This window comes from Limnohabitans sp., from assembly GCF_036804465.1.
Taxonomy (GTDB): Bacteria; Pseudomonadota; Gammaproteobacteria; order Burkholderiales; family Burkholderiaceae_C; genus Limnohabitans.
The window spans coordinates 48,757-67,576 of record NZ_DAIRSK010000006.1; the positions used below are offsets into that span (position 1 = coordinate 48,757).

At 56.7% G+C, this 18,820-nt stretch carries 28 protein-coding genes; 2 read left to right on the forward strand and 26 right to left on the reverse strand.

Annotated elements, in window-relative coordinates; all coding sequences use genetic code 11:
• Nucleotides 1-6 precede the first annotated feature (6 nt).
• Genes tatA through hisI form a run of 4 tightly spaced genes read right to left on the reverse strand, consistent with a single transcriptional unit; the run spans nt 7 to nt 1,404 of the window.
• Nucleotides 7-237, reverse strand: a complete 231-nt coding sequence (tatA, locus tag V7Q41_RS04435) for a Sec-independent protein translocase subunit TatA (RefSeq protein ID WP_333843298.1) — start codon at nt 235-237, stop codon at nt 7-9.
• A 32-nt stretch (nt 238-269) separates the two neighbouring features.
• Nucleotides 270-626, reverse strand: coding sequence for a histidine triad nucleotide-binding protein (locus V7Q41_RS04440; protein WP_333843301.1), 357 nt, complete (start codon nt 624-626; stop codon nt 270-272).
• A gap of 5 nt (nt 627-631) precedes the next feature.
• A complete protein-coding gene (locus V7Q41_RS04445) occupies nt 632-1,009 on the reverse strand; it encodes a phosphoribosyl-ATP diphosphatase (RefSeq protein WP_333843304.1) in 378 nt (125 codons plus the stop codon).
• A 5-nt stretch (nt 1,010-1,014) separates the two neighbouring features.
• The gene (hisI, locus tag V7Q41_RS04450; RefSeq protein ID WP_333843307.1) at nt 1,015-1,404 is read right to left on the reverse strand and encodes a phosphoribosyl-AMP cyclohydrolase; all 390 of its coding nucleotides are present in this window, start codon (nt 1,402-1,404) and stop codon (nt 1,015-1,017) included.
• Between the two features lie 115 nt (nt 1,405-1,519).
• Between hisI and V7Q41_RS04455 the strand changes: the two genes are divergently transcribed.
• Both V7Q41_RS04455 and V7Q41_RS04460 read left to right on the forward strand, forming a co-directional pair.
• A complete protein-coding gene (locus V7Q41_RS04455; protein WP_333843310.1) occupies nt 1,520-1,804 on the forward strand; it encodes an antitoxin in 285 nt (94 codons plus the stop codon).
• Nucleotides 1,805-1,812: 8 nt separating this feature from the next.
• Entirely contained in the window at nt 1,813-2,235 is a 423-nt protein-coding gene (locus V7Q41_RS04460; RefSeq protein WP_333843313.1) for a type II toxin-antitoxin system VapC family toxin, read from the forward strand.
• On the opposite strand, the gene V7Q41_RS04465 is transcribed toward V7Q41_RS04460, so the two are convergent.
• From V7Q41_RS04465 to V7Q41_RS04570, 22 genes are all read right to left on the reverse strand, one after another.
• The gene (locus V7Q41_RS04465; RefSeq protein ID WP_333843315.1) at nt 2,229-2,483 is read right to left on the reverse strand and encodes a Txe/YoeB family addiction module toxin; all 255 of its coding nucleotides are present in this window, start codon (nt 2,481-2,483) and stop codon (nt 2,229-2,231) included. The genes V7Q41_RS04460 and V7Q41_RS04465 overlap by 7 nt on opposite strands.
• Nucleotides 2,480-2,731, reverse strand: coding sequence for a type II toxin-antitoxin system Phd/YefM family antitoxin (locus tag V7Q41_RS04470; protein WP_333843316.1), 252 nt, complete (start codon nt 2,729-2,731; stop codon nt 2,480-2,482). Before V7Q41_RS04470 ends, V7Q41_RS04465 begins: the two co-directional genes overlap by 4 nt.
• A 71-nt stretch (nt 2,732-2,802) precedes the next feature.
• Entirely contained in the window at nt 2,803-3,099 is a 297-nt protein-coding gene (locus V7Q41_RS04475) for a putative quinol monooxygenase (protein ID WP_333843320.1), read from the reverse strand.
• Between the two features lie 86 nt (nt 3,100-3,185).
• The gene (gene hisF, locus V7Q41_RS04480; RefSeq protein WP_333843323.1) at nt 3,186-3,986 is read right to left on the reverse strand and encodes an imidazole glycerol phosphate synthase subunit HisF; all 801 of its coding nucleotides are present in this window, start codon (nt 3,984-3,986) and stop codon (nt 3,186-3,188) included.
• An 18-nt stretch (nt 3,987-4,004) separates the two neighbouring features.
• On the reverse strand, nt 4,005-4,886 hold the full coding sequence (locus tag V7Q41_RS04485; protein ID WP_333843325.1) for a D-hexose-6-phosphate mutarotase: 882 nt from the start codon (nt 4,884-4,886) through the stop codon (nt 4,005-4,007).
• On the reverse strand, nt 4,879-5,619 hold the full coding sequence (hisA, locus tag V7Q41_RS04490; RefSeq protein ID WP_333843330.1) for a 1-(5-phosphoribosyl)-5-[(5-phosphoribosylamino)methylideneamino]imidazole-4-carboxamide isomerase: 741 nt from the start codon (nt 5,617-5,619) through the stop codon (nt 4,879-4,881). The genes V7Q41_RS04485 and hisA overlap by 8 nt, the downstream gene beginning before the upstream one ends.
• Before the next feature lie 15 nt (nt 5,620-5,634).
• Complete coding sequence (hisH, locus tag V7Q41_RS04495) at nt 5,635-6,285, reverse strand: imidazole glycerol phosphate synthase subunit HisH (RefSeq protein ID WP_333843334.1); 651 nt, start codon at nt 6,283-6,285, stop codon at nt 5,635-5,637.
• 12 nt (nt 6,286-6,297) lie between these two features.
• Nucleotides 6,298-6,903: an imidazoleglycerol-phosphate dehydratase HisB gene (gene hisB / locus V7Q41_RS04500; RefSeq protein ID WP_333843337.1), complete on the reverse strand. Its 606-nt coding sequence runs from the start codon at nt 6,901-6,903 to the stop codon at nt 6,298-6,300.
• 2 nt (nt 6,904-6,905) lie between these two features.
• Nucleotides 6,906-8,042 carry a histidinol-phosphate transaminase gene (gene hisC, locus V7Q41_RS04505; protein WP_333843339.1) on the reverse strand — a complete coding sequence of 379 codons (1,137 nt, stop codon included), beginning with the start codon at nt 8,040-8,042 and terminating at the stop codon, nt 6,906-6,908.
• Nucleotide 8,043: 1 nt separating this feature from the next.
• Nucleotides 8,044-9,387 (reverse strand): histidinol dehydrogenase, encoded by a 1,344-nt coding sequence (hisD, locus tag V7Q41_RS04510; RefSeq protein WP_333843341.1) that lies wholly within the window; start codon nt 9,385-9,387, stop codon nt 8,044-8,046.
• 24 nt (nt 9,388-9,411) lie between these two features.
• Nucleotides 9,412-10,080 carry an ATP phosphoribosyltransferase gene (gene hisG / locus V7Q41_RS04515; RefSeq protein WP_333843343.1) on the reverse strand — a complete coding sequence of 223 codons (669 nt, stop codon included), beginning with the start codon at nt 10,078-10,080 and terminating at the stop codon, nt 9,412-9,414.
• Entirely contained in the window at nt 10,077-11,357 is a 1,281-nt protein-coding gene (murA, locus tag V7Q41_RS04520; protein WP_333843345.1) for a UDP-N-acetylglucosamine 1-carboxyvinyltransferase, read from the reverse strand. The genes hisG and murA overlap by 4 nt, the downstream gene beginning before the upstream one ends.
• Before the next feature lie 8 nt (nt 11,358-11,365).
• Nucleotides 11,366-11,611 (reverse strand): BolA family protein, encoded by a 246-nt coding sequence (locus tag V7Q41_RS04525; protein WP_333843347.1) that lies wholly within the window; start codon nt 11,609-11,611, stop codon nt 11,366-11,368.
• Nucleotides 11,612-11,621: 10 nt separating this feature from the next.
• Nucleotides 11,622-12,401, reverse strand: a complete 780-nt coding sequence (locus V7Q41_RS04530) for an ABC transporter permease (RefSeq protein ID WP_333843539.1) — start codon at nt 12,399-12,401, stop codon at nt 11,622-11,624.
• Nucleotides 12,401-13,318 (reverse strand): ABC transporter ATP-binding protein, encoded by a 918-nt coding sequence (locus V7Q41_RS04535; RefSeq protein ID WP_333843350.1) that lies wholly within the window; start codon nt 13,316-13,318, stop codon nt 12,401-12,403. Before V7Q41_RS04535 ends, V7Q41_RS04530 begins: the two co-directional genes overlap by 1 nt.
• 74 nt (nt 13,319-13,392) lie before the next feature.
• A complete protein-coding gene (locus V7Q41_RS04540) occupies nt 13,393-13,680 on the reverse strand; it encodes an STAS domain-containing protein (protein ID WP_333843353.1) in 288 nt (95 codons plus the stop codon).
• 3 nt (nt 13,681-13,683) lie between these two features.
• Nucleotides 13,684-14,358 (reverse strand): MlaC/ttg2D family ABC transporter substrate-binding protein, encoded by a 675-nt coding sequence (locus V7Q41_RS04545; RefSeq protein ID WP_333843356.1) that lies wholly within the window; start codon nt 14,356-14,358, stop codon nt 13,684-13,686.
• A 44-nt stretch (nt 14,359-14,402) separates the two neighbouring features.
• Nucleotides 14,403-15,155, reverse strand: coding sequence for an MlaA family lipoprotein (locus V7Q41_RS04550; RefSeq protein WP_333843358.1), 753 nt, complete (start codon nt 15,153-15,155; stop codon nt 14,403-14,405).
• A complete protein-coding gene (gene mlaD, locus V7Q41_RS04555) occupies nt 15,152-15,631 on the reverse strand; it encodes an outer membrane lipid asymmetry maintenance protein MlaD (RefSeq protein ID WP_333843362.1) in 480 nt (159 codons plus the stop codon). Before mlaD ends, V7Q41_RS04550 begins: the two co-directional genes overlap by 4 nt.
• A gap of 15 nt (nt 15,632-15,646) precedes the next feature.
• Nucleotides 15,647-16,423, reverse strand: coding sequence for a lipid asymmetry maintenance ABC transporter permease subunit MlaE (mlaE, locus tag V7Q41_RS04560; RefSeq protein WP_333843364.1), 777 nt, complete (start codon nt 16,421-16,423; stop codon nt 15,647-15,649).
• Nucleotides 16,420-17,253: an ABC transporter ATP-binding protein gene (locus V7Q41_RS04565; RefSeq protein WP_333843367.1), complete on the reverse strand. Its 834-nt coding sequence runs from the start codon at nt 17,251-17,253 to the stop codon at nt 16,420-16,422. The genes mlaE and V7Q41_RS04565 overlap by 4 nt, the downstream gene beginning before the upstream one ends.
• 85 nt (nt 17,254-17,338) lie before the next feature.
• Nucleotides 17,339-18,820 (reverse strand): glutamate synthase subunit beta, encoded by a 1,482-nt coding sequence (locus V7Q41_RS04570; protein WP_333843369.1) that lies wholly within the window; start codon nt 18,818-18,820, stop codon nt 17,339-17,341.

An 18,820-nucleotide genomic window follows, 5' to 3' on the forward strand; every position in this document is an offset into this window, starting at 1 on the left:
CAGCAATTAAGACTTGTTTTTGACTTCAACGTCAATGGTGTTTTTGTCAGCAGTCACAGCGGCAGCGGGTGCAGCTGGCTTGTCTTCGGCAGGTGCTGTGCCGTCTTTCATGCCGTCTTTGAAGCCTTTGACAGCGCCGCCCAAATCACCGCCTAAGTTGCGCAGCTTCTTCGTTCCGAACACCATGATGACGATGACCAACACGATCAACCAATGCCAAATTGAAAACGAACCCATGAGTAACTCCTAAATGATTGTGTGAATTCTAATCAGCCGCGTAGCCACGGGCGCGGACCACCCATGACATGCCAGTGCATGTGGTGCACCTCTTGCCCGCCCTCAGTGCCTGTGTTGGTCACGAGGCGAAATCCCCCTTCGGGGTAAGGTCTTGCACCTTCTTGCAACGCCAGCTTGGGGGCCAACAACATCATGCGACCCAGCAAGCCCTCGTGCTCGGGCGTGGTGTGCGCCACCGACGGAATGTGCAACTTGGGGATGATCAAAAAGTGCACAGGCGCCCAGGGATTGATGTCGTGGAACGCGAAAATTTCGTCGTCCTCGTACACCTTGCGCGAGGGAATTTGGCCCGCGATGATTTTGCAAAAAATGCAGTTGTCGTCTGTCATGTCCATCACTCCCCTGCTGCTTCTCGGTCTTGCGCTTTGCGCAAGGCTTTCTCTTCTAGCCCGCTCAAACCTTCACGGCGCGCCAACTCGTCCACCACATCGGAGGGCTTTAGGCCATAGTGCGCCAGGGCAATCATGCTGTGAAACCACAGATCAGCCACTTCGTACACCAGCTTGGCTGGGTCACCGCCGTGGTCCACATCTTTGGCGGCCATCACGGTCTCAGTGGCTTCTTCGCCGATCTTTTTTAAGAAAGCATCCGGTCCTTTGTGCAGCAAGCGCGAGACGTAGCTCTTCTCGGGGTCGCCACCATTGGCGGGCTTGCGGCTTTCAATCACATCGGCCAGACGTTGTAAGGTGTCTAAATTATGGGTGGAACGCATGGTGTTCACTTGTAAATGGATTCGGGGTCTTTCAGCACAGGCTCGCAAGCGTGCCACGCTTGCCCTTCAAGGCGCTGGTAGAAGCAACTATGGCGGCCAGTATGGCAGGCAATGCCGGGCTCGTGCCCTTCTTGCGTCACCTTGAGCAACACCACGTCGTTGTCGCAGTCGATGCGAATGTCGTGCACCGTTTGCACATGGCCCGACTCCTCGCCCTTGAACCACAGCTTGTTGCGAGAGCGGCTGAAATACACCGCCCGCTTGAGCTCAGCCGTTTTTTGCAAAGCCTCGCGGTTCATCCAGGCGAACATCAGCACGTCGCCGCTGTCTTTTTCTTGGGCGATGACGGGCACCAGGCCTTTGTCGTCCCATTTGATTTGATCGAGCCAGTTCATAGTAGGGTGATCTTACCCAGTAGGGCAAGTCCAGCTAGGTAACTACTGATGCAAACATAAAACCTGCCTTCATGGGATATACTTTGGTATCTACCATTTTCAATGGAGGCCCTTCATGTCTCAAACCGCCAAACTGTTCGTGAATGGCCGCAGTCAAGCGGTCAGGCTGCCAGCTGCATACCGATTTGACACCCACGAAGTCTTCATCCGCAAAGACCCCGTGACAGGTGATGTCATCCTCTCGCGCCGCCCCGATGACTGGAATGGGTTCTTAGCGGCCACAAAAAACGCACAAGTACCAGATGACTTTTTAAGCCCCGCCGAACGACTGACGCAAGGCCACACTCACACCCAAGAGCGCGACCCATTTGAATCGGTGTCAGCACCCATCGGAGACTGAGCCTGCACATGACACCGCTCTACCTGCTGGACACCAACACGGTCAGCTACCTCATCAAACGCCACCCACAAGTGACTCAGCACTTGCTGGCTGTGCCCATGCACAGCGTTTGCATATCAGCCATCACTGCGGGTGAGCTGGCATTTGGGCTTGCCAAACGCCCTGAAGCCGCCGCACTCAAAACTGCAGTGGACGAGTTTTTGCGCCGAGTACAAGTACTTGCTTGGGACGCTGCTGTGGCTCAAACTTACGGCACACTTCGCGCACAGTTACAAAGTCAGGGCACATCTTTGGCTGCGCTGGATATGCAAATTGCTGCGCATGCGGTGCACATGAATGCCACGCTGATCAGCAGTGACAAGGCTTTCTCTAAAGTAGCGCATTTACAAACGGAAGACTGGTCTTTGCTTGCAAGTGATCTCACTCAGTAGTGAAACCTCAGTTGGGCGATTTCCAACTGATCACCCGTCACGCGGTACACCATGCGGTGTTCATCATTGATTCGGCGTGACCAAAAGCCTGAGAACGCATGTTTTAAGGGCTCGGGCTTGCCGATGCCCGTGAACGGGTCTCGCGCTGTGGCCTCAATCAGCTTGTTGATCCGGTCCACCATCTTGCGATCTTGCTTTTGCCAGTGGAGGTCATCCTCCCAGGCCAACTCCGCAAAAACCAGCTTCACTTGATCAACTCGCGCTCAACAGCCTGCCCCGCATTGAGCTGAGCAATAGACGCCAGCAAGCGTCGAGCATTGGCGGGTGTGCGCAGCAAATAGGCGGTTTCTTCTAGTGCTTTGTAATCGTCGAGTGAGAGCATCACCACCGATTGATCGCCATTGCGGGTGATGATCAACGGCTCGTGATCCTCACACACACGGTCCATCACACCTGCCAAATTGGCGCGTGCAGTGCTGTAAGTCATGGCGTCCATGGCGACCTCAATATGTACAAAAATTGGTACGCCTATAACGATTCATGAACCAAAACGCAACGCAAGCCACATCAAACCTGAACCTGATTCATCTTCACCACCACCGATGGTTTGGCGCGAAAGATTGGATTTAATCGATCCGCCTCGACCATATGAGGCGCTAGATCGTGCGCATCTAGCGCGGCCTGTGAGGCCCAATGCTCAACCAGCACAAACTTGTTCTCATCGCTGGCATCGGCAAACAAGTCGTATTGCAAACATCCTGGTTCAGCGAGGACCAGCGGCTTGAGTCTTTGATAGGCATCTAGTTGTTGTTGTCGCTTGCCGGGTTGTACCTCGATCAGAACGAGAAGATGGACGGCTGGCATAGTAGGTTTCTTTTCTCCAAGAGGAGTAAAGAATAATCTAATAGTTTTAATAAATACGTTTTCTAACTATCTATTTCAAGCGTATATCAAAGCCGAACAGGAATCCCCCGCTCCCGCATCCGCTCTTTAGCCTGCTGGACGGTGTACTCACCATAGTGAAAGATGCTCGCCGCCAACACCGCATCTGCGCCGCCTATGCTCACGCCGTCGGCCAAGTGGTCCAGGTTGCCCACACCGCCAGAGGCAATCACGGGCACGGGCACGGCGTCGCTGACGGCTCGGGTGAGCGCCAAGTCAAAGCCGCTCTTGGTGCCGTCGCGGTCCATGCTGGTAAGCAAGATTTCACCTGCGCCGAAGTCGGCCATCTGCTTGGCCCAAGCCACAGCGTCCAGGCCAACATTTTTGCGGCCACCGTGGCTGAACACATCCCAGCCGGGGCCGACAGGCAAGCCGTTTGCACCCATGCGTTGTTCGTCTTCCGCCGTGCGGCGTTTGGCGTCGATGGCCACCACGATGCACTGTGCGCCGTATTTGGCCGAGGCATCGCGAATGACTTGAGGGTTGGCAATGGCCGCAGAGTTAAAGCTCACTTTGTCAGCGCCAGCGTTGAGCATGCGGCGCACGTCGTCAACGGTGCGCACACCGCCGCCCACGGTGAGGGGGATGAACACTTGGCTGGCTACGGCTTCGATGATGTGCAGGATCACGTCGCGCCCGTCGCTGGTGGCGGTGATATCAAGGAAGGTGAGCTCGTCCGCGCCTTGGTCGTTGTAGCGTGCCGCGATTTCCACAGGGTCGCCTGCGTCGCGCAGCTCAACAAAGTTGACGCCTTTGACGACGCGGCCGCCGGTCACGTCGAGGCAAGGAATGATGCGCTTAGCCAGCATAGAGGTCCAAAAAGTTCTTCAAGAAACGGTCAACCGCTGCCAGCCCACCCATTGGCCGCCCGCGGGAATCGAGACGGGGTCAAACACCTGCGCGGCTTCCACGCACAACATGCGCGCAAAGCCGTGAGGGGGCATGTCGGCCAGTGCGGCGCATTTGCCCTCGCCTGGGTTCCACACCACTGAGTTGGCCCATGAGGGGCTTTGTTCAATTTGCACGGTGCCAGTGCCGTCTTGCAAGTGCAGCGGGTGTGGCGCTGCTTCGTACACGCGGTCAAACTCACCATCAAAGTACAGCACCTCGTCGGCCACGCCATGCACATCGGCCACGGCGTTCCACTCGGGGCGGCCGCCTAGGCCACGCAACTCGGTCAGGTCGATGTCGTCCACCGCGAGATAGGTGTGCAGTGCGCCGGTGAAGTGCAGTTCATTTTGCGCTTCGGTGTTGTTGACGGTGAGCGTGAGGCTCAGCTGACCCGGCGTCAACGCGACGCGCAGCACAGCCACAAAGGCTTGTTGCCAAATAGCCAAGGTGTCGGGGTTGGCGCTGAGGGTGAAGGCGATGTGGGCGGCTTCACCGCTAACCACTGCCGCAACCCCCAGCGCTGCATCGTCAACTTGCCAAACCATGTTGCGGGCAAAACCATGCTTGGGCAAGGTGCCGCGTTGGTTGAACTGGGGAAAGCACACGGGCACACCGCCGCGGATGGCGGATGTGCCATCCCACAGGTTGTTGGGGCTGAGATACAAACGCTCGCGGCCTTGGCTGACCCAAGACAACACATGCGCGCCTTGCAGGGCCACCAACACGGTGTCGCCGCAAGGCAAGGTCAGGCGCTGGCAGGCTTGACCGCGGTAAAGCTCGCCGCAGGCAGCGCTGCTGGCGGCTGAGGCATTAGCCATTGAGCTCGTCAGCACGGGCTTGGGCTTTTTCAAAGTCCAAATCGCCGCTGTAGATGGCGCGCCCGCAAATCACACCTTCCACGCCCTCGCCTTCCACAGCGCAGAGTTGCTCAATGTCGGCCATGTTGGACAAACCGCCCGAGGCGATGATGGGAATGCTCACGGCTTGCGCGAGTTTGACGGTGGCTTCGATGTTGATGCCGCTCAGCATGCCGTCGCGGCCAATGTCGGTGTAGATGATGGACTCAACCCCATAGTCTTCAAACTTTTTGCCGAGATCAGCGACGTCGTGACCTGTGAGCTTGCTCCAACCATCCGTCGCCACTTTGCCGTCTTTGGCGTCTAGTCCGACGATGATGTGGCCGCCAAACGCGCTGCAGGCGTCGCGCAAGAAGCCAGGGTTCTTCACGGCCGCCGTGCCAATGATGACGTAGCTCAGGCCTGCATCGATGTATTTTTCAATTGTGTCGAGGTCGCGAATGCCGCCACCCAACTGCACTGGAATGTCGTGACCCACGGCTTGCAAGATGGCTTTGATGGCGGCTTTGTTTTGTGGCGTGCCAGCGAAAGCGCCGTTCAAATCCACCAAGTGCAGACGACGAGCGCCCTTGGCCACCCAGTCGAGGGCCATTTGCGCGGGGTCTTCGCCGAAGGTGGTGGATTGCGCCATGTCACCTTGTTTGAGGCGCACGCAATGTCCGTCTTTGAGATCGATGGCAGGTATTAAATACATGATGGCGTTAAGTGTTCAAGGGTTCCAGTGCAGAAAATTGCGAAACAGGGCCAAGCCATGTGCCGCGCTTTTTTCTGGGTGAAATTGTGTCGCAAAAAGGTTGTCACGGGCCACGGCACAGGTAAAAAGGCTGCCGTAGTCAGTTTGGGCTGCGCTGTGTGCTGAGTTTTGAGGGCGCGCATAAAAGCTGTGCACGAAGTAGAAAAAGCTGGCATCTGGAATACCTTGCCACAAAACATGCGGCTGGGTTTGCAAGACTTGGTTCCACCCCATTTGCGGCACCTTGAAGCGGCTGCCATCGGCTTGTGTGCGGCCCGTCAAATCAAACTTGATCACTTCGCCTGAAATCAAACCCAAGCCAGCCGTGTCGCCCTCGGCGCTGTGGTCGAGCATCATTTGCATGCCCACGCACACGCCAAACAAGGGCTTTTTATTGGCGGCGTCGAGCACCGCCTCGAGCAAGCCCGACTCGCGCAACTCGCGCATGCAGTCAGGCATGGCGCCTTGGCCCGGCAAAACCACGCGGTGCGCGTCGCGCACCACTTGTGGCTCAGAAGTGACGATCACCTCGGCATGGTCCACGTCCGAGGCAGCGTGCATGACCGCTTGCGCCACAGAGCGCAAGTTGCCCATGCCGTAATCGACCACAGCGACTTTGTTATGCATAAACGCGAAGGATCACAAGCTTCCCTTGGTGGAGGGGATCATGCCGACAGAGCGGGGGTCCAATTCCAAGGCAGCGCGCAGAGCGCGGGCAAACGCTTTGAACACGGTCTCAGCTTGGTGGTGCGCGTTTTCACCGCGCAGGTTGTCGATGTGCAAGGTCACGAAGGCGTGGTTCACAAAACCTTGGAAAAACTCATACGCCAACTGGCTGTCGAATTCGCCAATCATGCCGCTCTTGAACGGCACATGCATGATGAGACCAGGGCGGCCCGAAAAGTCCACCACCACGCGACTGAGCGCTTCGTCCAGCGGCACGTAGGCGTGGCCATAGCGGCGAATGCCTTTTTTGTCACCCACGGCTTTGGCAAAGGCTTGGCCCAGGGTGATGCCCACGTCTTCCACGGTGTGGTGGCCGTCGATGTGCAGGTCGCCTTTGGCTTGGATGTCGAGGTCAATCAAGCCATGACGCGCGATTTGGTCGAGCATGTGGTCAAAAAAACCAATGCCCGTGGAGAGATTGGATTGGCCTGTGCCGTCGAGGTTGACCTTGACGGTGATTTGGGTCTCGGCCGTGTTGCGGCTGACTTCGGCCGTGCGCGCGGATGCTTGGGATGTCATGTCTAGGCTTTCGATGAAGAGAGAGCGGCTTGCAAGGCTGCCAAGAGTTGTTGGTTCTCATCGGGCGTGCCGATGGTCAAGCGCAAACAGTTGGCGAGCAATGGGTGCATTTTAGAAACGTTCTTCACCAGCACGTGGTGGGACTTCAAGACCTCAAAAGCGCGGTTGGCGGCATCCGTGTCGGCAGGGGAGTTGCCATTGAAACGCACCACCATCATGTTGGCTTCGCTGGTGTAGGCCGTGACGCCTGACATGTGCTGCAAAGCTTTGAACAAAGCGTCCCGCTCGCTACGAACGACCGCAGCTTGCTGCGCAAACACCTCGGCATGCGCCAAGGCAAACAGGGCGCATTCGGCGTTGAGCACGCTCACGTTGTAGGGCGGGCGCAATTTGTCGATCTCGTTGATGAGCGCTTCAGGGGCAATCATGTAGCCCAAGCGAATGCCAGCCAAGCCAAACTTGGACAAGGTGCGCATCAGCAGCACGTTGGCGTTGGCCGCTGGGTATTGGCGAATTTCATCGAGCCAGCTTTTGCTAGAGAACGGTTGATACGCCTCGTCCATCACCACCAAGCCGCCATAAACGCTGACTTGTGTGATGAGGCGGCGAATGGCGTCGGCGTCCCACAAATTGGCGGTGGGGTTGTTGGGGTAGGCGATGTAGACAATGGCGGGTTCGTGCAAGGCGATGGCCACAGACATGGCGGCTTCGTCCAACTCAAAGTCGGCCCTCAAAGGCACGCCGATGTAGGGCAAACCATGCAGCTTGGCGCTCATGCCGTACATCACAAAGCCTGGCTCGGGGGCCAGTACTTTGGCACCGGGCTGAGCACAGGCCATCGACAACAAAGCAATCAACTCGTCCGAGCCGTTGCCCAGCATCAACGCCATGCCCGCAGGCAAATCGACGTAGCGCGCCAACGCGTTTTTGAGGTCGTCAATGCGTGCGCCGGGGTAGCGGTTGACCTCCACGGCACCCAAGCGTGCGCCCAGCTGGGCCTGCAATTCGGGCGAGAGGGTGAATGGGTTTTCCATCGCGTCGAGCTTGACCATGCCCACCGAGTGCTGCACAGCATAGGCGTGCATGGCTAGAACATCAGGGCGAATGAAACGCAGGGCTTTGTTCGTTTGATTCGTCATCTCAGTCTTTCTTCAAACGAAACTCAGCCGCCATCGCATGGGCCTGCAAGCCTTCGCCATAGGCCAACACGGCGGCAATCTTGCCCAGCGTTTGCGCGCCCTGCTCGCTCACCTCGATCAAGCTGCTGCGCTTTTGAAAGTCGTACACGCCCAAGGGCGAGCTGAAACGCGCGGTGCCACTGGTGGGCAGCACGTGGTTGGGGCCAGCGCAGTAGTCACCCAAGCTTTCACTGGTGTAAGCGCCCAAAAAGATCGCGCCTGCGTGCTTGAGCAGCGGCTCCCACTTGTGAGGTTCGTGGCTCGACACCTCTAAGTGTTCGGGTGCAATGCGGTTGCTGATGGCGCAGGCCTCTTCCATGCTGCGGGTGTGGATGAGCACGCCACGGCCATTGAGCGATTTTTCGATGATGTCTTTGCGCGGCATTTGGGGCAGCAAGCGTTCGATCTCGGCTTGCACGCGGTCGATGTACGCGGCATCGGGGCACAGCAACACGCTTTGTGCCAACTCGTCATGCTCGGCTTGGCTGAACAAATCCATCGCCACCCAATCGGCGGGCGTGGAGCCATCGGCCAACACCAAAATTTCGCTGGGGCCCGCAATCATGTCGATGCCCACCGTGCCAAACACGCGGCGTTTGGCAGCGGCCACATAGGCGTTACCGGGGCCGGTGATTTTGTCCACCGCGGGCACCGTGGCGGTGCCATAGGCCAAAGCAGCCACAGCTTGCGCGCCGCCGATGGTGAACACTCGGCTCACACCGGCCACATAGGCAGCAGCCAGCACCAAGGGATTTTTTTCACCACGCGAGGCATTGGCCGAGCTTCTGTCTCTTGCTGGCGTGGGCACCACCATGATGATTTCTTCCACACCTGCCACATGCGCAGGAATGGCGTTCATCAACACGCTGGAGGGGTAAGCGGCTTTGCCACCAGGCACGTAGATGCCCACGCGGTCGAGGGGCGTGACTTTTTGGCCCAACAGCGTGCCGTCCGCATCGCGGTAGGTCCAGCTCTCGCCGCTGGCTTTCTTTTGCGCCTCGTGGTAGCTGCGCACGCGTGCGGCTGCGGCTTGCAAGGCCTCGCGCTGCTCGGCGGGTAAGCCGTCAAAAGCAGCTTTGAGTTCGTCTTGCGTCAGCTCCAACGCGGCCATGGTGTCGGCCTTCAGGCCGTCAAAGCGCTCGGTGTACTCCAGCACTGCGGCATCGCCACGCTTTTGCACGTCGGCCAAGATGTCGGCCACGCGTTGTTCGATGGCCGCGTCGGTGTCGGCAGACCAATGCAGACGCGCTTTGAAATCAGCTTCAAAGGTGGGGCTGGTGGTCGAGAGACGAAGCGGTTTGGCCATCTTGTGTACGGGTGTGATGAGAGTTTATTTGCCTGCGGACAAAGCTGCAGCAAAGGCATCGATGATGCGGCGAATGTCAGCCTGCTTCATCTTTAAAGCAGCTTGGTTGACCACCAAGCGCGAGCTGATGTCCATGATGCGCTCGACTTCCACCAAGTGGTTGGCTTTGAGCGTGTTGCCCGTCGACACCAAGTCCACGATGGCATCGGCCAAACCGGTAAGCGGGGCCAATTCCATGGAGCCATAGAGTTTGACCAAATCAATATGCACGCCTTTGCTGGCGAAGAAGTCACGCGCGATGGTGGTGTACTTGGTCGCCACTTTTAAGCGCGCGCCTTGTTTGACCATTGCGGCGTAGTCAAAGTCTGAACGCACGGCCACGCTCATGCGGCATTTGGCGATTTGCAAATCAAGCGGCTGGTACAAGCCCGCAGTGGCCACACCACCTGCCACGCCGCCGCCGTGTTCGATCAAGGTGTCGAGTCCCGTCACGCCCAGATCAGCGCCACCGTATTGCACATAGGTGGGCACATCCGACGCACGCACCAACACCACGCGCACGCTGGCATGGTTGGTGGGCAAGATGAGCTTGCGAGATTTTTCTGGGTCTTCGAGCACCTCAATGCCCGCGGCTTTGAGCAGCGGCAATGTTTCATCAAAGATGCGGCCTTTGGAAAGCGCGAGCGTGATCATGATTTGACCCTTTCAATGTCCGCACCCAGGGCGCGCAACTTGGCTTCCATCTTGTCGTAACCGCGGTCCAAGTGGTAGATACGGTCCACCCAAGTTTCGCCGTCCGCCACCAAGCCAGCAATGACCAATGAGGCAGAGGCTCGCAAATCTGTGGCCATCACATTGGCACCAGAGAGCTTGGGCACGCCTTCAAGTACCGCCACTTTGCCATCAATTTGGATGTGTGCGCCCAAGCGCACCAACTCATTGACATGCATGAAACGGTTTTCAAAAATGGTTTCGGTCACCTTGGACGTGCCCTTGGCAATCGCGTTCAACACCATGAACTGCGCTTGCATGTCGGTGGGAAAGCCTGGGTATTCGGTGGTGCGAAAGTTTTGCGCCTTGAGGTGCGCGTGGGCAGGGCCTGCGCCTTGAATGCGAATGCCTTGTTCGTTGCTGGTCACCGTGACACCCGCATCACGCAACTTGTCGATGACGGCATCCAAATGGTCGGCACGGGCATGGCGCAAAAACACATCACCACCCGTGGCGGCCACCGCACACAAAAAAGTCCCGGCTTCAATGCGGTCGGCCACCACTTGGTGGCTACACCCGTGTAAACGCTCCACCCCTTGGATGCGAATGCGGCTGGTGCCGTGCCCCTCAATTTTGGCGCCCATGGCAATGAGCATGTTAGCCAAGTCGGGAATCTCAGGCTCTTGCGCGGCGTTTTCGAGCACGGTTTCGCCCTCGGCCAAAGCGGCCGCCATGAGGAAGTTTTCTGTCCCCGTGACCGTCACCATGTCGGTGGCAATACGCGCGCCTTTGAGACGCGTGCGACCGCCGCCCAACTTGGCCAACATGTAGCCGTGCTCGACATCAATCTGAGCACCCATGGCTTGCAAGCCTTTGATGTGCTGATCAACGGGCCGCGAGCCAATGGCACAACCACCAGGCAGCGACACCTTGGCATGGCCAAAGCGGGCCAACAAAGGGCCAAGTGCCAACACCGAGGCGCGCATGGTTTTGACCAGCTCATAAGGGGCTTCGGGGTTATTCAAGGTGCCCGCATCCAAGCTGACCGTACCGTCGTCCGTGCGCTCAGCCTTCACGCCCATGTTGCGAATGAGCTTGAGCATGGTGGACACATCTTGCAAATGCGGCACGTTGTGCAGCGTCACAGCCTGATCCGTCAACAAGGCGGCGCACAGTTCGGGCAGGGCCGCGTTTTTAGCGCCAGAAATCAGCACCTCGCCATTGAGGGTACGGCCGCCGCGAACGAGTAATTTATCCATAGGGTGTCTTAGGCTTTGGCGGCAGCTTGCCACTCGGCAGGCGTGTAGGTTTTCATGGACAACGCGTGCACTTCGTCGGTTCGTATTTTTTGACCTAAGGTGGCGTACACCTGCTGGTGGCGCTGAATGAGGCGCTTGCCCTCAAACTCAGCCGACACCAAGGTGGCATACCAATGACGGCCATCCCCCTCGACCTGCAAATGCTCGCAGGGCAGACCTGCGGCAATCAGCGTTTGTAGTTCTTGTGCAGTCATCTATTCACCCTCATCCTCTAATCTTGTAACCCGTGCGCAGCAGGTGCAGCGCGGTGGTCGACACCAGCGCCAAGCACACGCCCACCACACCCAAACTCAACCAAGGCGACACATCGCTCTGACCAAAAAACCCAAAACGAAAACCGTCAATCATGTAGAAGAACGGATTGAGGTGACTCACACCTTGCCAAAAGCTAGGAAGTGAATGGATGGAATAAAAAACGCCGCTCAAAAACGTCATTGGCATGATGATGAAGTTTTGAAAGGCTGCCATTTGGTCAAACTTGTCAGCCCACAAGCCGGCAATCAAACCCATCGCACCCAGCATCAGTGCGCCCAACACCGCAAAGGTGACGACCCACACGGGCTGGGAGGGCATCAGCGAGAAACTGAGCGCCGACGATTGCCAAACAAACAGCACGCCCGCGAGCAACACGCCCGCACCCACCAGCAAACCACGCACCACAGCCGACAACACATAAGCAAAAAACCAGCCCCAGTGCGACAAAGGCGTGAGGAGCAAGAAAACCAAGTTGCCCATGATTTTGCTTTGCACCATCGACGACGAACTGTTGGCAAACGCGTTTTGCAGCACACTCATCATCACGAGGCCGGGAATTAAAAACGCGGTGTAGCTCACGCTGTCGTAGACCTGCACATGCGCTTCAAGCACATGACCAAAGATCATCAAGTACATCACAGCGGTCAGCACGGGCGCTGCTACCGTTTGGAAACCAACCTTCCAAAAACGCAGCACCTCTTTGTAAAACAGCATGGTCCAACCGTTCATCATGCTGGGCTTTCCGTATGTTGGTGCATCACGCCGAGGAACACATCTTCCAAATCAGCTTTGCGGATTTCCACATCTTGCGCATGTAAACCTGCCTCGCGGACTGCAGTGAGGTAGTGCTCGATTTCCAAGGCATCATGGGCTGGGAACTGCACGATGCGGCCCGTGACACGCGCTTTTGCGGCCAGCAGGGGCGGCAACTCGGCGTCGAGCTTGAAGCGCAGCACATTGCTTGAGGCGGCTTTGAGTAACTCGCAGGTGCTGTCCAGGGCCACCACATTGCCATTTTTCAACATGGCGATGCGACCGCACAAGGCTTCGGCTTCTTCGAGGTAATGGGTGGTCAGCAAGACCGTACAACCTTCGCGGTTGAGTTTGGCAATGAACTGCCACAGAGTTTGGCGGAGCTCGACATCCACACCTGCAGTGGGCTCATCGAGCACGATGATCGGCGGCTTGTGCACCAATGCCTGGGCGACCAACATACGACGCTTCATGCCGCCTGAGAGTTGACGCATGTTGTGGTTGGCCTTGTCCGCCAGTCCAAGGCAGTGCAGCAGTTCATCAATCCAAGCATCATTGCCTGTTACCCCAAAGTAGCCCGACTGAAATTTCAAGGCTTCACGCACATTGAAGAAGGGGTCGAAGACCAACTCTTGTGGCACCACACCCAACATGCGGCGAGCTTTGGCAGATTGGGTGGCCACATCCACACCATGCACCAACACCGAACCCGCGGTGGGTTTGGCCAAACCGGCCAAGATGCTAATGAGTGTGGTTTTACCTGCACCGTTGGGGCCTAGGAGCCCAAAGAACTCGCCCTTTTGGACATCAAAGCTCACGCCATTGAGCGCCTGAAAGGGGCCTCGGGCGGTGAGAAAGGTTTTGGAGACGGATTGGAAAGAAATAGCGGGCATGAGTAGCCAATGATTTTAAGGCTTTACCAATGCCCTCAGACTTGGGGGCGCCTAAACGACGCCTAAAACCCGTTTTAGTGCAGCAATGCGCTCAGGCCATAGACCTGAGCCAAGGCTTTGGCTCGCTCGGGCAAGCCTGTGACGCGTAATTGCGCACCTTTGGCCAACACCGCACGATGACAAGCCAAAATAACAGCCAAAGCGGATGAGTCAAACTGACTCAAAGCCTTGGCATCCAACAGCGCCTCGCCCCCTTGGGACAGCTGCTCGGTCAAAGATTTGACCAAGGCGTTGGCCACTGATTGGGCTTGCGCTTGCAGCAAAACAGCGGGCAAGGCAATGGAAGAGGTCAAGTTGCTCATGGCTTATTTGGCGGCGCGGGCATTTGCTTTGTTGCGTTCGGCCAAGCTGGCGATCAAGCCATCAATGCCTTTGGCGTTGATTTCTTGGGAGAACTGGCTTCGGTAGTTTTCAACCAACCAAATACCCATCACATTGAGGTTGTAAATGCGCCAACCCGATGGCGCATCACTTGATTTTTCAACGCGGTAGTCGAGCTGAATGGGTTCGCCTTTGCCGCGAATCTCAGTGCGCACCACCACCTCTTTGTCGTCTGCTGCAGCTCGCACAGGTTTGACCACGATGGTTTGATCATTCAACTGGCTGACCGCGCCTGAGTAGGTACGAATCAGCAGAGTTTTGAATTCTTCCTGTAAGCGTTTTTGCTGCTCTGGCGTAGCTTGACGCCAGCCTGGACCGACCGCCGAAGAAGTCATGCGCTGAAAATTCACATGTGGCATCACGCGCTGGTCTACCAAAACAGAAATCTTGGTGACATCGCCAGACAAAATGGATTTGTCCGCTTTGACAATGTCCATCAACTCAGAGGTCAGGCGCTTGATAAAAGCATCCGGTTCTTCGAGCGCCGCATGCGCAAACTGCCCCGAGAGAGTCAAAACCAAACCCAACCCAAGCGCAAAAAGGTGACTCAGCCAAGCGCGTCGGCTAGCGGGCAATGCTGAAAATCGAATACGAGCCATACAAACCTATTCCTTACCGTAGAAGAATGAAACGTTTCAAGCAGTTATTTAGACGACTGAGAGGGCGCCTGGCTTTGATCGGGCAAGTCTTGGTCAGGGGGATTTCCATCAAAGATTTGTGAACGCCTGCGCTGCAAATAGGCATCGCGCAAGAAGGCGTATTTATCAATCGAGGCCTCATTCAACAGATTGCCAGCCGCCAGATACCCAGCACGCCTGTCGACGATGCGCAGAATCTGAGTTTCTGGGCTAAAGCTTGCAATGCGAGCGTTGCTCACTGGATCGACATGCCAGTCCACAGGAAGGCCGGCTGTGTCTCGCACCGTCGAAGGGCCAAGTAAAGGCAAAACAAGGTAAGGACCACTTCGAACCCCCCAATACCCCAATGTCTGCCCAAAGTCTTCTGGGTAACGCTCTAGCTTGATGGCAGTGGCCACATCAAACAGACCGTAAACGCCGACCGTGGTGTTCACCACCACGCGCATCAATGACGACGCGGCTTGACGCCCCTTGAGCTGCAGGCCATTGTTCAGGACGGCAGACACATCAGAAAAATTATTGAACACATTGCGCACACCCGTCTGCACCAGCGTTGGCGTGTAATCACGGTAGCCCGTGGCAACAGGCTTGAGCACGTTTTCGTCCAAGCTGTCGTTGAAACGAAACACGCTGCGGTTGAGGGGCTCAAGCGGGTCTGTTGGATTGGTTTGAGGGCCCGTGGCGCAGCCTGCCAAGAACAAAACTGATGCAGCGACAAGCAGCCCATGCGCTGAACGAGAGAAGAGCTGAGCGATCATTTGTCACTCCCTTTCGAAGCGGGCTTGGCCGCAGAGTTGTATAAAAATTGACTGATTAAATTCTCCAACACCACCGCTGATTGGGTGGACTGAATCCGATCACCATGGGCTAAGTTGTCAGCCTCTGACCCCGCTTCGATGCCAATGTATTGCTCACCCAACAAACCGCTGGTGAGAATTTTCAAAGAGCTGTCCTTGGGGAATTGGTAGCGGGTGTTGATGCCCATGGTGACGGTGGCTTGGAAGGTTTTATCGTCAAACGTGACCGACTCGACCCGTCCTACCACCACCCCTGCGCTCTTGACAGCGGCTTGGCGCTTCAAGCCGCCAATATTGTCAAAGCGACCCGTGACGGTGTAGTTGGATTGGAAATTTAAGCTCAGCAAATTAGCGGCCTTCAAAGCCAAGAACAAAATAGCTGCAGCGCCCAAGAGCACAAACAAGCCGACCCACACATCATTTTTGGAGCGTTGCATTGCTTTCTCGATTCATCAAATACTGAACATCATGGCAGTGAGGACAAAGTCCAATCCCAACACCGCCAAAGAAGCGACCACCACTGTTTTGGTCGTCGCACGCGAAACACCTTCTGGCGTGGGTTGGGCTTCATAGCCTTGCAGCAACGCCACAAACGTGACGGTCACACCAAAAACAAAGCTTTTGATCACGCCATTGCCCACGTCTTTCCACACATCGACGCCGCCTTGCATTTGGCTCCAGAACGAACCAGCGTCGACGCCAATCATCAGCACACCCACCATCCAGCCGCCCAAAATGCCAACCGCACTGAACACAGCCGAGAGCAAAGGCAAAGCAATGATGCCGCCCCAAAAGCGCGGACCCAAAATGCGGCGCACCGGATCAACCGCCATCATGTCCATCGCGCTGAGTTGCTCGCCCGCTTTCATCAAACCAATTTCTGCGGTGAGCGAGGTACCTGCACGGCCTGCAAACAACAAGGCACTGACCACGGGGCCAAGTTCGCGCACCAAGCTCAAGGCCACCAACAAGCCCAAAGCCTCTGACGAACCGTAACGCTGCAAGGTGTAGTAGCCCTGCAAGCTCAAGACAAAGCCCACAAACAGACCAGACACCGCGATGATGGCCAGCGAGTAGTTGCCCAAGAAATGCACTTGGTCACGCACCAAGCCAAAGCGTCGCATATTGCTGCCAAACTCTGCCACAAGACGCACAAACAAACGTGCGCCCAAGCCCAATCCAGCCAAAAAGCTGCGCACGGCAAAGCCTAAATTGGCGATGAATTTCATGCTTTGTCCCCCATGCCAAAGTCTTGCACCACACTGGGGCCTGGGTAATGAAATTGAACAGGGCCATCAGGCGCAGCAGTGACAAACTGCTTGACCAAAGGGTCTGTGCTGTGGCGCACTTCCTCGGGTGTGCCTTGCGCAGCAATCTTGCCATTGGCCAACACGATCACTTGATCGGCGATGTGGAAGGTTTCATCCAAATCGTGCGACACGATGATGCTGGTCAGACCCAGCGTGTCGTTGAGTTGGCGAATCAAACGCGCAGCGGTGCCGAGCGAAATCGGGTCCAAGCCCGCAAAAGGCTCGTCGTACATGATTAGCTGAGGGTCCAACGCCATAGCGCGGGCCAAGGCAATACGGCGGGCCATGCCACCAGAGACTTCGCTGGGCATCAAATCGCGGGCGCCGCGCAGACCAACGGCTTCGAGTTTCATGAGCACGATGTCACGAATCATGGATTCGCTCAAGTCGGTGTGCTCTCGCAGCGGAAAGGCCACATTGTCAAACACACTCAAGTCGGTGAACAAGGCACCAAACTGAAACAACATGCCCATGCGACGACGCACAGCATACAAATCGGCGGCATTGAGGACTGCCACTTCTTGGCCATCAAACGTGAGGCTACCGGATTGGGCGCGGTACTGGCCACCAATCAAACGCAGCACGGTGGTTTTACCGCCGCCCGACGCGCCCATGAGCGCCGTGACTTTGCCACGCGGCACAGTCAGCGTGATGCCATCGAGGATCACCCGTTCGCCGTAGCCAAAGCGTATGTCACGCAATTCGACCAGCGCATCAGGGTTTGTGTTTAATGGGGAAGTGGTAGTCATAAAAACAAAAGCTGGCCCATTGAGAGAACAGGCCAGCTTTGTCTATTTTAGAGCCAAGCCGTGAATGGCTTGTAAAGATGAGAAATTAACGCGGCAAATCGCTCGCGCCCATCAAGAACTCATCCACCGAACGCGCGGCCTGGCGGCCTTCGCGGATGGCCCAGACCACCAAAGATTGACCGCGGCGAATATCGCCAGCCGCAAAGACCTTAGGCACGTTGGTGGCATAGCCGCCCGTAAAGTCTGTGGTGGCCTTGGCATTGCCGCGTGCATCTTTCTCAACGCCGAAGCCCTCTAGAACTGTCGCCACGGGGTTGACAAAGCCCATCGCCAGCAACACGAGGTCGGCTTTGATGATTTCTTCACTGCCTGCGACTTCCACCATCTTGCCGTCTTTCCACTCGACGCGAACGGTTTTGACGCCTGTGACTTTGCCGTTTTCACCGACAAACTCTTTGGTCGAGATGGCAAATTCGCGCTTGAGCAAGCCTTTTTCAGCGCTCTCGTCGTGGCTAGAGCTGGTGCGCAGCTTCAGCGGCCAGTAAGGCCACACCATGGGTTTGTTCTCGTGCTCGGGTGGCATGGGCATGACCTCAAACTGCACCACGCCGGCAGCGCCGTGGCGGGTGCTGGTGCCCACGCAGTCAGAGCCTGTGTCGCCACCGCCAATCACCACCACGTGCTTGCCGTCGGCGCGTAATTGGTCTTTGACCTTGTCGCCACCATTGACCTTGTTTTGTTGTGGCAAAAACTCCATCGCGAAGTGAATGCCCGTCAAGTCGCGGCCAGGTGCTGGCAAATCGCGTGACTGCTCTGAACCACCCGTCAACAGCACAGCATCAAACTCTTTTTGCAGCTGAGCGGGGCTGATGGTCTCCACGGCCCAATTGGTGACCTTCGAACCCTTAGGCAACTCGCCCACCATCACATTGGTTCGGAGGGTCACGCCCTCGGCTTGCAGTTGTTTGACGCGGCGGTCGATGTGCGATTTTTCCATCTTGAAGTCTGGAATACCGTAGCGCAGCAAGCCACCGATGCGGTCGTTCTTTTCAAACAAAGTCACGTCGTGGCCGACACGTGCCAACTGCTGTGCAGCAGCCATGCCGGCGGGGCCAGAACCTACGACCGCCACTTTTTTGCCCGTCTTGTGTTTGGCTGGCTTGGCAACCACCCAGCCTTCAGACCAAGCTTTGTCGATGATGGCGTGCTCGATGGACTTGATGCCCACCGCGTCGCCATTGAGGTTCACCACGCAGGCGGCTTCGCAAGGTGCGGGGCAAATACGGCCCGTGAACTCAGGGAAGTTGTTGGTGCTGTGCAGCACGTCAATCGCGTTCTTCCAATCGTCTTGATAGACCAATTCATTGAAGTCCGGAATGATGTTGTTGACGGGGCAGCCGTTGTTACAAAACGGTGTGCCGCAGTCCATGCATCGCGCTGCTTGTTGTTTGGCCTGGCCATCGTCCAAGGCGATGACAAATTCGTCGTAGTTTTTCAAGCGTTCTTTGACGGGCTTGTAGCCCTCTTCGATGCGCTCAATTTCCATGAAGCCAGTGACTTTTCCCAT